The sequence below is a fragment of the Gilliamella sp. Fer1-1 genome, assembly GCF_001690825.1.
In the GTDB taxonomy this organism is placed as follows: domain Bacteria; phylum Pseudomonadota; class Gammaproteobacteria; order Enterobacterales; family Orbaceae; genus Gilliamella; species Gilliamella apicola_C.
The window spans coordinates 24,632-39,385 of the sequence record NZ_LZGX01000024.1; the positions used below are offsets into that span (position 1 = coordinate 24,632).

Annotated in this window: 13 protein-coding genes; 1 reads left to right on the forward strand and 12 read right to left on the reverse strand. The window is 35.2% G+C overall.

Going from position 1 to position 14,754, the window contains the following annotated elements; genetic code table 11:
- Nucleotides 1–46: 46 nt before the first annotated feature.
- The 7 genes from A9G28_RS02570 to accD form a co-directional block, all read right to left on the reverse strand.
- A complete protein-coding gene (locus A9G28_RS02570) occupies nucleotides 47–997 on the reverse strand; it encodes a hypothetical protein (RefSeq protein WP_141673702.1) in 951 nt (316 codons plus the stop codon).
- Nucleotides 998–1,154: 157 nt separating this feature from the next.
- Complete coding sequence (locus A9G28_RS02575; protein ID WP_065579678.1) at nucleotides 1,155–3,839, reverse strand: inverse autotransporter beta domain-containing protein; 2,685 nt, start codon at nucleotides 3,837–3,839, stop codon at nucleotides 1,155–1,157.
- Nucleotides 3,840–4,302: 463 nt separating this feature from the next.
- On the reverse strand, nucleotides 4,303–5,820 hold the full coding sequence (gene purF, locus A9G28_RS02580) for an amidophosphoribosyltransferase (protein ID WP_065579679.1): 1,518 nt from the start codon (nucleotides 5,818–5,820) through the stop codon (nucleotides 4,303–4,305).
- 17 nt (nucleotides 5,821–5,837) lie between these two features.
- Nucleotides 5,838–6,323: a CvpA family protein gene (locus A9G28_RS02585; RefSeq protein WP_065566906.1), complete on the reverse strand. Its 486-nt coding sequence runs from the start codon at nucleotides 6,321–6,323 to the stop codon at nucleotides 5,838–5,840.
- A gap of 89 nt (nucleotides 6,324–6,412) precedes the next feature.
- Complete coding sequence (locus A9G28_RS02590; RefSeq protein ID WP_065566877.1) at nucleotides 6,413–6,994, reverse strand: SPOR domain-containing protein; 582 nt, start codon at nucleotides 6,992–6,994, stop codon at nucleotides 6,413–6,415.
- A gap of 12 nt (nucleotides 6,995–7,006) precedes the next feature.
- Nucleotides 7,007–8,278, reverse strand: a complete 1,272-nt coding sequence (gene folC, locus A9G28_RS02595; RefSeq protein WP_065579699.1) for a bifunctional tetrahydrofolate synthase/dihydrofolate synthase — start codon at nucleotides 8,276–8,278, stop codon at nucleotides 7,007–7,009.
- A gap of 6 nt (nucleotides 8,279–8,284) precedes the next feature.
- A complete protein-coding gene (gene accD, locus A9G28_RS02600) occupies nucleotides 8,285–9,175 on the reverse strand; it encodes an acetyl-CoA carboxylase, carboxyltransferase subunit beta (protein ID WP_065566878.1) in 891 nt (296 codons plus the stop codon).
- Between the two features lie 318 nt (nucleotides 9,176–9,493).
- Between accD and tmaR the strand changes: the two genes are divergently transcribed.
- Entirely contained in the window at nucleotides 9,494–9,814 is a 321-nt protein-coding gene (gene tmaR / locus A9G28_RS02605; protein ID WP_065566879.1) for a PTS system regulator TmaR, read from the forward strand.
- A gap of 61 nt (nucleotides 9,815–9,875) precedes the next feature.
- On the opposite strand, the gene yciH is transcribed toward tmaR, so the two are convergent.
- From yciH to A9G28_RS02630, 5 genes are read right to left on the reverse strand one after another with little or no spacing between them, the layout of a single operon-like run.
- Nucleotides 9,876–10,196 (reverse strand): stress response translation initiation inhibitor YciH, encoded by a 321-nt coding sequence (yciH, locus tag A9G28_RS02610; RefSeq protein WP_065579680.1) that lies wholly within the window; start codon nucleotides 10,194–10,196, stop codon nucleotides 9,876–9,878.
- Nucleotides 10,197–10,203: 7 nt separating this feature from the next.
- Nucleotides 10,204–10,908 (reverse strand): orotidine-5'-phosphate decarboxylase, encoded by a 705-nt coding sequence (gene pyrF, locus A9G28_RS02615; protein WP_065579681.1) that lies wholly within the window; start codon nucleotides 10,906–10,908, stop codon nucleotides 10,204–10,206.
- Between the two features lie 29 nt (nucleotides 10,909–10,937).
- Entirely contained in the window at nucleotides 10,938–12,101 is a 1,164-nt protein-coding gene (locus A9G28_RS02620) for a GDSL-type esterase/lipase family protein (protein ID WP_065566882.1), read from the reverse strand.
- Nucleotides 12,094–13,311, reverse strand: a complete 1,218-nt coding sequence (locus A9G28_RS02625; protein WP_065579682.1) for an SGNH/GDSL hydrolase family protein — start codon at nucleotides 13,309–13,311, stop codon at nucleotides 12,094–12,096. Before A9G28_RS02625 ends, A9G28_RS02620 begins: the two co-directional genes overlap by 8 nt.
- 12 nt (nucleotides 13,312–13,323) lie before the next feature.
- Nucleotides 13,324–14,724 carry an MBOAT family O-acyltransferase gene (locus A9G28_RS02630; RefSeq protein ID WP_065579683.1) on the reverse strand — a complete coding sequence of 467 codons (1,401 nt, stop codon included), beginning with the start codon at nucleotides 14,722–14,724 and terminating at the stop codon, nucleotides 13,324–13,326.
- Between the last annotated feature and the right edge of the window lie 30 nt (nucleotides 14,725–14,754).

The following is a 14,754-nucleotide window of genomic DNA, read 5'->3' on the forward strand; positions in this document are numbered from 1 at the left end:
AAAAAACCACTCAAAAGAGTGGTTTTTGATAGCAACATGGCTTAACTTACTTTGTTCTAACTGCAAGTTTATAACCTTGAATACCAGCCTTATAATCTGTTGAGTACAGGCTATTATGCTTAGCTCCAGAATCTGAACCTAATAAGATAGCATCGTTAACCCCTACTTTATTATATGCGCCAGATAGAGCAACTGCATCTGCTGCGTTTACTCCCTCATATGCACCAGTTACGTACCATTCATAAGTATATCTTGAGGTATAATCCCCATTATCTGCTGTATCCTTCACTACTACCGCAAATTTTTCACCATATTTAGGACTAACCGCTGTAGTTGCATAATCAACGGCTTCTTCTAGATTACCAGCTGCATCTAACTTGTAAATATAGACTTGATACGAATCAGATTCAATTGGTCCACGACCAGGGTGATTAGGATCAATCTTACCAGGACCTGTTGGATCTGTTGGGTTACCTGGGTTGTCTGGACCTGGACCCGGGTTAGTCGGATCAGTTGGCGTTACATCTGGAGGATTACTAGCAAAAATATCACTTACAGTTATCCATTGGTTTGATAGAGGGTAACCAAAATCTGTTCTTTCTAAAATTTTAAAACCAATTTCAGTTTTACCAGCAAAATCGTTAGTAATAGCGAATGAAATTTCACCTACTCCGTCATTATTATACGTTGCACTGGCTGTTACAGGTACAGTAACCCATTGATTATTTGTATCTCTAACAAAAACTTTTAAGGAGTCTTTTATTCCTGAAGTATCTGTATCACCATCTGCATCGATCAATTTATATTGAATGTGAATTGTATCGTTAACTTTAAGCGTGTCGTTGCTAGTAAGAAGACGGCCATCACGTTTGAAAGAGACCGCCATTGTATGCTCTGCTGATGAGTCGTCAGCTTTCATTACAGGTGCATTACCGGCGATAACTGCTTGGGTTGTCCCACCTATTGCAAATGCGCTACTTGCTGCATAGCCAGCCAAAAGCAAGCCTAACGCAACTTTTTTTACTGTAAAATTTTTCATGTTTAACTTCCTATTTTTCTATCAATTAACATGTTGTATTTATATAAATACACCACTTTTACTGGTGTTTCCTTTTGATTAACGATATGGCTCGGTAATCAAAATTCTTGTTCTATTACAAGACAGTTACTTGTAATTTAAATCCTTGATCGCCTGCACACGCAGAAGATGGTGCCGAAATTGGGCTGAAATCTAATAAACTGGTTGGCGCATCTGCTACAGCTTGAATACTAGTGCCTGATGTTGCATAACTGTCATTTATCCCCCTTATTTTGTAAGGTGCATCTTTACCCATAGCAACGTTAAACCATGGTCCTTTAGGATGACTAATAACATCATGTTCCAATAAAGTCGCATGAGTACCAGGACAAGCTTTATCATTTGAACCAACTAATGACCAAATAACAAACGGATCAGCAATTGGTGTATTGTTTGTGGTAAACGCTTTAACATAGTATTCATGACCAACTAACCATTCTTTTGGTCCTGCTGGGGTAAACTGAAGTATAGCCCCTTCACTTTTAGCAACTAATGTTCCATCTGCCTTCCAAACTTCAATGTAACCTGATTTACCGCCAGAAAAATTAACAGCAGCTTTATTAAATGATGAACCAAAACCGTATTGATCTAACGAAATTGAAAAATCAACTATTCCCTCAATATTTGAAGCCACATCTAAAGTATAACTGTCACCAATCACTTCTATACCCGCAGCTGTTGATGCATCAGATGACACTTTTTGACCTTTTGCAACTTTTTCAAATGATTTAACAATCACGCAAGGTTTTTGTTCTGGACACTCGTTCACATCGCCCGATGTACCATTAATTAAAGCTATTTTTTCACCGTTACTCGTTGCAGTCCATAACGCTGAAAATTCATTAAATGTTCCCGGTATACGATCCATTATTTCATTATCACTAAAGCCATCTACATCATCAAATGAGTTGACTGAACCGTTATCTACCTTTGGCTTAACAAGCGTTGCCAATACTGTCAAACTACTTAAACCATCAGCTCTTTGAGTCGCCAAGGTTGTTTTATTCCCTGAACTATCAACTGCCCAGACGCCAACTTTACGCATTGCTGGATCGGGCAATACCTCAAAGCTGACTGCATTAGATGTTGCGGATTTACCACGACTATCTGTAACTGATACCGATAAAGAATATTTACCATTTGTGCTCACTGGACGACGTTGACCATTTTGATCAACATAACTTGGTGCAACAATTTGCCAGTTATTGGTATCAGTAGGAGGATTAAGCCATGAAGAAGCAGAACATGCCCCTGCTGCTGCACATAAAAAACCACCTCCAGCATCAATTTCTAGCATATCACCAGACCATACTAGGCTTGATAAATCCTTAGCATTATGAACACTAATACTTAATGGATAAGTTTGTCCTTCGATCAATTGCGTTTGTTCAAGCCCTAGATCGACAGACATTTTCTTTTCTTTATATTCAAGAACAATATAGTTATTACGGTCAACTAAATCATAACGGCTACCCTTTAAAGAACGAGCTGATTGAACCATATCTGGATCCAATTGATCTTTTAATGGCGTGCCTATACGATAGTTCATCGTTAATTCTGCTTTAGTTGCCTTTTTATTATCTTGACCACGTTTATGTTCAGCTTTAATCGTGAAAAGAGGAACTGGCGTATAATCAAGACCAACAGTAATAGCTCTTGGATCTTTTTGTAGATTATCTTTACCAAATAAAGCTACTTTATCACCATAGTATTGCTCATACATCAGTGATCCGCCTAAATGCGGATATTGTGGTAAATACCCTTGGAAGCGAACATCAAATCCCCTTGCTGCACGTTCTAAGTAATCATCGAAATCCTTAGAATCTTTCCAATCAGATAATGGATGATAATAGTTAACCGCAAATTTCATGTAATCACTCCACGCTTCAGCACCAATACCTAAGCGGTTGTGATCACGCTGGAAATCATGATCAAAAAATACGTTATAACCAAGTAACCATGTTTTATCAGCAACATCCCAACGTTGACCAATACCAAAGTTACCTATACGGCGCTTATGCTCATATTCTTGAAATGATATTTGGCTAAATATTAATGTATCTTCAGAATCATATAATGGGCTAAATAATTTTAGGTTAACGTTATTAAATTCCCCTTTATCACTCAGATCAAATTGCAACTGAGCGGTACCAAAACGCCCTAAAAAATCCTGTACAGCATTACGAACTGGATCAACAACTTGGCTTTTAACTCCATTGCGTACATAACTTTCGGCGTAATCTCTACCTTTATTTTTTAAATGCCCTGATAAACCACCGTTGTCTGGCGAAGTGATTTGCTTCCAATCCTGACTAGCTAAAGTTTGCAAAGTTGAAGCAATTTGCGTTGAAAGTGCATCTTTGTCTTTTTTTACATCATAGTTATCATCTGAACCAAGCTGAGGCAAATTAACATGTTTGTCATCTTTGTCATCTTTTATTTTAATTGCCGGCAATAAAGGAGAGTTTTCAGGCAAAACAATGCGCTCACCGACATTAACAACATCTTTTTTATCAAAACGCCCGGCGTTCATTGCACGTAATTCTGAAATAGAGATACTACTTAAAAGCGCAATCTGATAAAGACTACGTTGCTGATTATTAATCATTTCACGAGCTTTTGAGCCATCTTTTAATTCAATTATCGCATTGCTATCTACAGGACCTTGCGATACCTGAGCATCAGTAGCATAAGCAGATTGCCAACTTAATGTGGCAATTACAAATGCAGAGATAATTGTTAAATTAAGATTCTTTCTCATCTTAATAGTCCTTATATTCCACCGACAATGCCCATAACATAAAATTTATAGCCAATATCAATTTATCTTTATTAAATATCAATGTTATTATTTATTAATATATTTTAGAGCACGGTTTCTTCTTTTGTGCTTTACATTTCTTTACAAAGCTTACTTAAGTTTTGCAATTCTATTACAAAAAAGTCATTTATCAAAATATTTTATTACTTTTTTTGATCTTTTTTTATTAGTTTAGAATTTCTTTATATAATTCAATTTATTAATTTGTATTTTTTTGCTAATTTCATTACATTTGATTATATCTTTATGAAAAACAATGATTAAATAACGCCCATATTTTACGTAGGATGACATAAAAAATGTTAAAAATAATAAGCTAAAAATACTATTTCAATAAAAACTTAAATTTTGGGATTAGGTCTTTATGTAATATTTCTGCTCTTTTACAACAGCTATTGTTGTTTTATTGTCCTTCATTATAAATCTCTAAGTTTTCAGGCTCTTTAGATTCTGAAGATTTTTTACTTTCAGTTCTTTTTTGTTCTAATAATGACAAATAGTTATCATCAATCCCTTCAGTAATATATTTTCCATCAAAAACAGAACACTCTAAATGATGAATATTAGGATTTTGCTGTGTAATTGAATCAATTAAATCAGATAAATCTTGAAAAATAAGTTTATCAGCACCAATATCTTTTGCTATTTCATCAACCGTTCGATTATAGGCAATAAGTTCACTGGCAACAGGCATATCGATCCCATAAACATTGGGGTGTCTAATTTCTGGTGCAGCAGATGCTAAATAAACTTTTTTGGCACCAACTGAACGCACCATTTCAAGAATTTCCTTTGAGGTTGTGCCACGAACAACAGAATCGTCAACTAATAGTACATTTTTGCCTTCAAATTCAATACGATTCGCATTGAGTTTTCTTCTTACTGATAATTTACGTGTGCTTTGTCCTGGCATGATAAAAGTGCGACCAATATAGCGATTTTTAACAAATCCTTGGCGATAAGGTTTGTTTAAAATACGTGCTATTTCAAATGCCGCATCGCATGATGTTTCGGGGATAGGGATGACAACATCAATATCAATATCTTTCCACTCTCTCGCTATTTTTTGCCCAAGCTTTTGCCCCATCAAAATACGCGATTGATAAACCGATACACCATTCATTAATGAATCTGGTCTTGCAAAATAAACATATTCGAAAATACATGGGTAATATTGAGGATTGTTAGAACATTGTTGAGAATATAATTGGCCATCTTGAGTAATATAGATGGCTTCGCCTGGTTCGACATCGCGCATAAATTCAAAATCAAGAATATCTAATGCGACGCTTTCAGATGCAACCATGTATTCGACTTTTTGATTTTCAAGAGTACGTTTGCCTATCACTAAAGGGCGAATCCCATAAGGATCACGAAAAGCAACAAGACCATGACCAATAATCATCGCAACACAAGCATATGCGCCTTTAATAATATTATGTACATTATGTATTGCGGTAAAAATATTATCTGCGGTTAGAGGATAAGTTGGGAATTTGTCGAGTTCGTGAGCAAAAATATTGAGTAAAACTTCAGAATCAGAATTCGTGTTGATATGCCTTCTTGCTAGCTCAAATACTTTATTGCGTATTTTTTCAGTATTGGTTAAATTTCCATTGTGGGCAAGAGCAATACCATAAGGTGAATTAACATAAAATGGTTGCGCTTCGGATGGATTGGAACTACCTGCTGTTGGATAACGAATATGCCCTATGCCCAAATTACCTTGCAACCGTTGCATATGATGTTCTTGAAACACATCTCTAACTAAGCCATTTGCTTTGCGTAAACGAAAGCGATTTTGATTATCAATAGTCACAATCCCTGCGGCATCTTGCCCTCGATGCTGCAAAACAGTCAATGCATCATAGATCGATTGATTAACAGTACTACACCCTACAATACCAACGACACCACACATGCTATAGTTACCTCGATTTATTGTACTAAAAAAGAAGAAGACTGCTGTATAAAATCAAAAAACCAACGAATAATAAAATGAAAATGTGGAATTAGCTGCGATTGCACCCAGTAAGGTGATTGCGATAACGGTGTAAAAGTATCAACTAAAAAGAGTATTGCAGCAACAACTAAAACTCCTCGTAGCACACCAAAACAGATACCTAATATGCGATCAGTGCCAGATAATCCGGTTTTTTGAACTAATTGACCAATAACATAAGACACTATCGCACAAACCAATAGTGTAGTAATAAAAAGGAGAACAATAGCTACTGCAATACGTATTATATCGCTATCAAAATAAGTTAAATAATCGGTAATATAGATATAAAATCGGCTGGAAATAAAAAAAGCTAAGATCCAACTAATTAATGATAATGCTTCTCGTATAAATCCTCGCACAATGCTAATCAATGCCGAGAATGCAATCACTCCGATAATCGTAAAATCAATCCAATTCAACATAATAATTCACAATTTTATATTAATAATATTTTATTTTAATTACTGTTTACAACATAAAAAAACGATAGCAACCAATAAAACAGAACTTAATTAGCAACGATCATACCTTTTAATTTTGTTAGATTACTTAAGTTAATAATGACTTGTTCTGCTTGCTTTTTATTAGCATATGGGCCAACCTGTAACTTAATTAACTGATCAGGTTCAGGCTTTTGTGGTATTGTTCTAACGTTATAATTATTTAACCTTAATAATGCAACTAATTCTTCTATTTTTTGCCTATTTTTCAAAGCAGTAAGCTGGATCATATAAGGTTTAGGTTCTTGTTGCGAAGTTGAAGAATTAGCTATCGTTGTTGAAGTGTCGATATCAACAATATCTGGCGAAACAAATGAACTTGGATTTTGCTCTGAGTCTGATATATAAGAATCTTTTGACCTATCACTGGTTAAATTGTCATCAAAATCATCTGGGGATTCTACTTCACGGTTTTGCTGAGTAATCACTTCTGGTTGCAAAATAGGTGTTGTCGAAGTTCGTAAGTTGGATTTATCCGTTATAATGGAAGGGATAATTGCTGCGATAATAAGCAATAATGTAGCAAAACCTACAAGGCGATTCCTTACTTTATTTTGGTTTTTGGGGCTAATTTTTTGATTGTTCACCATGTTCAATTTCACTTAATGCTCTGTTTCAGCTAAAACCTCTGATACCGTATGAAATGAGCCACATACCACAATAATATCATCCTCTTTAGCATCTTGAATTGCTGTTTGATAAGCAGTAGAAACTGTATCAAATGTTGATATATTAAGCTCACCTTTACTTAATAAGTGCTGTTTTAATACTGCTGCGCTACAACCTCGCTCACCATAAAGTGAAGCGCAATACCATTTATCACCTTTTAAAATGGACAACGTACTTTTAATATCTTTATCTTTAAGCATACCAACAACAAATCTAACTTCACTAATACTTGGATATTCCATTTTTAGTTTTTCCAATTGTTGTGTTAAATAGCCTGCGGCATGTGGGTTATGTGCGACATCAAGGATCACAAGAGGCTTTTTTTGAATAATTTGAAAACGCCCAATCAATTTAGATTTTGCCAAACCTTTAGTTATTTGTTCTTTGGTTATTTTAAGTGATGAGTAACTTAAGGCAGCAATTGCGGTTGCGGCATTAGCTAAAGGAACATCGGCAATAGGTAGATTGTCATATTGCTTTATTGGTGATTTAAATGTCCAAGCATCTTCGCTAACTTGTTGATAGTGCCAATCGCCATTGACCTCATGGATAGGACAACTGGCTAATTTAGCTGCATTTAAGATGGATTCAGGTATTTCTGGCTCGCCTACAATAGCAATACTTTTAGGCTTGAAAATACCTGCTTTTTCTCGTCCTATGCTTTCACGGGTTTCCCCTAAATAATCAACATGATCAATGCCAATTGTGGTAACTACGGCTACATCAGCATCAACAATATTAGTTGCATCAAGCCTCCCACCAAGCCCAACTTCTAATATAACAACATCTAATTTTGCTTGTTTAAATTGATAAAGCGCAGCCAATGTTGCATATTCAAAATAAGTAAGCGATATATCGCCTCTGGCTTTTTCTATTTCTACAAAGGCTTTTATGGTGTTTTGTTCACTTGACTCTTGATTATTAATACGTACACGTTCTGTAAACCGTAATAAATGAGGTGAACTATAAACGCCAACTTGTAAGTTAGCCTCAAGCAATATCATTTCAAGAGTTCGGCATGTTGTGCCTTTGCCATTAGTGCCTGCAACGGTAAAAACATAAGGTGCAGGTTGTAATAAATTTAGGCGTTTAGCTACCGTTTTGACTCGTTCTAAACCCAAATCAATAGTTGTAGGATGTAATTGCTCTAAATAACAAAGCCATGTACTTAAATCGGACATGGCGTTGGGTTGTTTGTTTTGCATACTCAATTAAACTGTCTCGTTTAGAGTAACATCATTAAAAGGATCCGGCTGTTTCATCAGTTTTGTTATTAAACTGGCAATCTTAGGTCGCATATCTTTACGATGAATAATCATATCAATGGCGCCTTTTTCAAGTAAAAACTCACTGCGTTGAAATCCTTCAGGCAATACTTCACGTACAGTTTGTTGGATCACTCGTGGCCCAGCAAAACCGATTAACGCTTTAGGTTCAGCTATATTAATATCGCCTAACATTGCCAAACTTGCCGATACCCCTCCCATTGTGGGGTCGGTCATGACTGAAATATAAGGTAAGCCTTCATCTTGCATTTTGGCAAGAATAGCACTGGTTTTTGCCATTTGCATTAATGAAAATAATGCCTCTTGCATTCGAGCTCCACCGCTTGTTGAAAAACAAATTAACGGGCATTTATCGGCAATAGCTTGTTCCGCTGCACGAGTAAATAATGCACCAACAACAGAGGACATCGATCCACCAATGAAAGAAAACTCAAAACAAGCGACAACGACAGGTGTACCAAACAATGTCCCCTTCATTACCACCATCGCTTCTTTTTCGTGAGTTTCTTTTTGTGCAGCAGTTAAGCGATCCTTATATTTTTTAGTATCTTTGAATTTTAAGATATCTTTAGGCATAAGATCTGTGCCAATTTCGACATCTGAACCATCGTCTAAAAAGCGGTATAAGCGCACACGGGCGGGAATATGCATGTGGTGATCGCATTTTGGACAGACTTCTAAATTAAGATCCAGTTCAGCCTGATAAATAACTTGCTCACAGTTACTGCATTTTGTCCAAACCCCACCAGGAATATTCGCCTTTTTATGATCTGACGATATATTATTTTTACTAAGAATTTTTTCAATCCAGCTCATTATGATTCTCTCATTCTGGCACTCTTTACAAATTTCGGAGTATTGTACAATACTTTGTACTAATTCTTAATAGTTGTTTTTATTTTTATCTTATTTTGTAAATAAATCTTGCTAGAAGATGCAACCTTTAAATAAAAATGTGAAGATAAATCTGCAATTAAAGCCAAATTAAATGCAATTGATGTGCAAGTAGGCAGTTATAGTTAATGTAAAAAATATCATTTATTGCTTAATAAATATAATAAATATGACCAAAAAAAAATATTAGTATATAATTAGTAGAAGTTTATTTTCCATTTTTCAGATAAGGGGTTATAGATGGACAAGGAAAAAGCAAGCGCATCGTCATTTCAAGATGTATTAGAATACATTCGTCTATCACGTCGTTTAAATAAATTAAAGCGTGAAATATCAGACAATGAAAAGAAAATTCGTGATAACCAAAAACGTGTACTCTTACTTGAAAACTTAAGTGAATATATTAAACCTGATATGACTTACGAAGAGCTTCAAGCAATTATTGCGAATATGAAAAGCGATTATGATGATCGTGTTGATGATTATATTATTAAAAATGCCGAAATATCTAAAGAACGCCGTGAAATAAGTAAAAAAATGCGTACTTATCGATCAAATTAATATCTATGTTTTTATAAGTAGCGTCCTTTTTAGTTATGGACGCTATTTTTATAGCATGAAATCAGCCTCCAGCTAATTTTACTTTGAATCCTTTTTCTTCTAACAATGATTTTAGTAAATCTCGTTTATCACCTTGAATTTCAATAGCACTATCTTTAACTGAACCACCACAACCACAGCGCTTTTTTAATTCAGCAGCTAACTGTAATAATTGTGCATCGTCTATCTCAAATCCGGTAATTACACAAACACCTTTACCTTTACGGCCTGAAGTTTGTCGCTGAATTCGAATAATGCCATCTCCCTTTGGACGTGAAATAGCTGGCTTTGTCGGTTTAATTCGACCTTGATCGGTTGAATAAATAATCGGGTTATCAGACATAATTTAATTAACTCTTACTTGTATCAAGTGTGGCCAAAATTGTTTTTAACGCTTTAGCTGGATCTTCTGCTTGAGTAATTGGCCGTCCAATGACTAAGTAATCAGAGCCAGCAGCTTGAGCACGTTGAGGTGTCATAATACGGCGTTGGTCATCAGGGTTACTACCCGCTGGTCTAATACCTGGTGTCACTAATTTAAAGTCACTACCTAAACGCGTTCTAAAACTTTGTACTTCTTTTGCTGAACAAACTACCCCATCAAGTCCACAATTTTTAGCTAGCATAGCTAATTTAGTTGCTTGCTCTAAAGGCGATGCATTAATACCTATTTCTTGTAAATCGGTCGATTCCATGCTGGTTAATACTGTCACAGCGATTAATATTGGCGCATCTTTACCATATGAATAAAGAGCATCTTTAGCTGCTGTCATCATGCGCGCCCCACCACTCGCATGTACATTGGTCATCCATATACCTAAATCAGCCGCAGCAGTTACGGCTTTAGCAACCGTATTTGGGATATCATGAAATTTAAGATCTAAAAAAACGTCAAAACCTTTTTGCATAATTTGCTTAATAAATTCGGGACCTGCGTGTGTAAAAAGCTCTTTACCTATTTTAAGACGACAATCTTTTGGTTCAACACGATCAATAAAATTCCACGCTGATTTTACATCTGCAAAATCAACAGCAATAATAATAGGTGATGGCATAACTTATTTGTTCCTTTTAATCAAAATTTTTAGCTATTTTTTCTAACAAATTCATTCAAATCAGCATAAAAGATACGAGCACTTTCTTTATATCCTTTTAATGTTTGGTGAACTAAATCTGCACGCGCAAGTCCACGTTTTCGCCACTGCTTAATAGAAAACTGACCACCCATTGCCACCTGCCAATCCCAAAATAACGTTTTTTCAGATTTAGCAACTTGCTTTTGAATAGTCATTATCTTTGCAAAAGATTTAGGCATATTTTTTTCATTTGCCATAGTGTCTGGGGGTGTCATTATTAAAATAGCAGCATTAGGCAATGTTTCGCGAATCATTCTGATATTATTCACTAAATTTTTTCGATATTGATTACTGTCTAATGTTTCATCAAAACTTTCATTGGTACCATATGCTAGGATCACTAAATCACTTTGCGATACAGCAAGTTCTTTAAACCAGTTTTTTCCCCACTTTTGCCAAATGGTTTGTTTAGCGCCATTAGTCGCAATGGGTGAAACAACAACACCAGATTGTTGATTACAAGTTAACCAAATACCACCCAGTTCCATCTCTTTTTGGCCTTTGATAACTAAAGGCATTTTAGATAAAACCGATGCAGTTTGCCAAACCTTTGGGGTTGGTGTATAGCTGAAGTTAATTTTATTGTTATTAGCATCATAAAGCGATAGTAGGTTTGAGTTGTTTTTTAGTGTTTTAAAGGTCAATTTAACTTGCCAATTTTTATTGCAAGATCCTCTTGCTGTAATTTGGACAGTAGCAGAATCTTTAATGGGTTTAGCAATAAAACCCCCCATAGGAAAATCAAGATTACTTAAAGTTCGGCTACTTAGCATATCCCAATCTCTAGCTCGCCATGTAACCGCTGCATGGCTTTGCCCTTTTATCGCTATAGGCGTTATCCAACCAATACCTGCGTTGCCATACTTTTTTTGCATTAATGTTCTAAATTCACCAGTAAAAAAGTCGGCTGCCACATGTGAATCGCCAAATTGAGTAATATTGATTACTCGGTTAGTTTTTTTATGATCCGCTAACGAGTTCAAACGCGCTGCAAATTGTTTAGCGTTAGGATCCCCAAAATCAACAACAGTAGATGTTTTACTTTCAGCTACACTACAACCAGTAATCGTTATTGCAATGAGGGCTATAATATATTTTAAAAATTTAATCACTATGGGTGTCCTCTAATTCTTTATAAATTATTTTTTCCATAATGGCCTTTGCTAGAATTTTTTGGCCTGTTGGCGTAAAGTGAACACCATCATCAACCCTTACCTTAACTTTTGCTTTATTGCTTTCTACGAAATTACTAAATTTTTGATACGTACATCCCAATAAATCATTTGTCATTAAGAAATGTTGTTGGACTTTTTCTAATTCGGACTGATATAAATTATTTAGATAAACCATCGCATTATTTAATTTTGGTTTGCGCATACAAGGCGCTGCCAGCCAAAGTATTTGAACATCATGCTCTATGGCACTATTTAAAATAGATTCAATACGCAAACGGTAGTGTTCTTCCCACAAGTCGGATTGGAATTTAGCATATTTGACATAGCCTTTAACTGGAAAATCCCAAGGATCATTTGCGCCAAGAAAAACAACAAGCAATTTAATTGAAGGATCTGCAATTAGATTATCACTAATTGTTTTTGGCCAATCAAAAGCACTCGGATAAGCAAGCCCAGTGCTCTGTTTGCTCAAATCAAGGCTTTCTATTTTATACTGCTTGAATAGCATTTTTTTAACATATGGTGCAACACCTTGCATTAAAGAATCACCAGCAAAAAACACCTTATCATTGCTTGTTAATATAATGGGTTGTGGCTCAACTGGTACCGTGTCTTTTTGTGCTTTTTGATTTTCATCTTGCTGTGCTAGGTCTGTTTCGGACACGTTGTCAGTATTGACTCTTTGTCCACTTTCAAGTTTTGCATTCTTTAAAGCATCAATTGTCTTATTTTTAGCATCTTTCACCGCAACATCAAGCAACTGAGAAAACGGAGGAAGTATTTTTATTGATATATATTTTTGAAAATCCTGTTCGTCATCCTTGCTTGTTTCAAGCTCTTGTATCAAACTTTCTTGGTTTGCAAGCGTATTATTATTCAACAAATCGGTATGATACACTTGCTCGCAATAAATCAATATTGATTTGTAGTAAATGGCTATTAACGCAATAGCGGTAACAAACATTATCAAAAATACATAGCGAGTAGACAAAAGATTGCTAGTAACAACAAGAGATGAATTTGTTTTCTTATTTTTTTTACAATCTTTTTTAAGCGTATTTTTATGCTGTGATTTATTACGTTGCCGTTTCAAATTCGGTTTGGATTTTTTATTATTTTTTGAAAACGATTGTGTATATATTTTCATAATTAAGCATCATTAAAAATTAGCGTAAATAAAGTTTGGCATTCCTGATGGTGCAATATAAATCGTCAGCCATAAAATCAAAATAAAAACTAAAGGTAAATAGTAATACGGCATTTTAGTCAACTGTAAAATAAACCACTCAGTCAAATTTTTACACATTGGGTAGGCAAGGTAGATGACACAAATAACCAAAAACGCCCCAGCATGATGCGGTTCTATCAAGAAGTTATGCGTTAATGCTGTCAAATAATCTACAGCATCAGATAAACTTTCACTATTAAAAAACAGCCATGTAAAACAAATATAGTGCCATGTTAATAACCGTGCCATCAGTGGCGAACGCGCAGCTATCCAACCTTGCCCCAAATAACGGTCGCCAATATTAAGTACCACAATACCAATACCATGACATGCCCCCCAAATAATAAAATTAATGCCAGCACCATGCCACAATCCCGATAATAACATGGCTAACATGACATTAATTTGAGTGCGTATAAATCCTCGACGACTTCCGCCTAAAGGAATATAAATATAGTCACGAATCCAACGTGATAAACTAATATGCCAACGTACCCAAAACTCTCTCAAATTCAATGACAAATAAGGAAGATTAAAGTTGATTGGCAAGCGAAAACCTAATAATAGAGCAATGCCAGTAACTAAATCAGTATATCCAGAAAAGTTTAAATAAATCTGTATTGCATACGCATAAAGGCCAACTAATAAATCAACCACACTAAATTCTAGTGGGTTAGCAAATATAGGTGTAACCCAATGCTCATTAACTAAACCACCTAAACAGTAAACCTTTATCACAGCTAAGATAAGTAGCGTAAATGCGCGAAATGGCTCTAAAATTTCACGCGGTTGATTAACATTAATTTGAGGTAGAAAGTCTTTTGCTCGGTTAATAGGGCCTGCAATAATACTTGGGAAAAAGGACAGAAATAAGGCAAAATCCCAAAAATTAGCAACAGGTAACTCCTGATTTTTTACTGAAACTAAATAACTTATTGAATGAAAGGTGTAAAATGAGATCCCAATAGGGATTAATACCGTGATAGCGGGAAGCAAAATCGGTAAATCTAATAAATTAAACAGATCTTGTAACTCGTAACGGAAAAAATCAAAATATTTAAATAATGCTAGATTAATTACAGATACGCATAATCCTAAAATTAACCATCGCTTGGCATGACGTTCTGATGCTGCGATCATCACAGAAAAAAAATAGATTACACAGGTATAAATAAAAAGGATGAGTGAAAATCGCCAGCTGTAACTACCAACAATCAGGTAACTTACAACTAAAAGCAGAGTATTTTGTGTTTTGGGTGATAAGCGACAACCCCAATACAAGGCAAAAAAAGCGATAAAAAGTAAACAAAATTCAATAGATAAATAACTCACTACGATCCTTTTAGCTTAAATGTGTGCTTT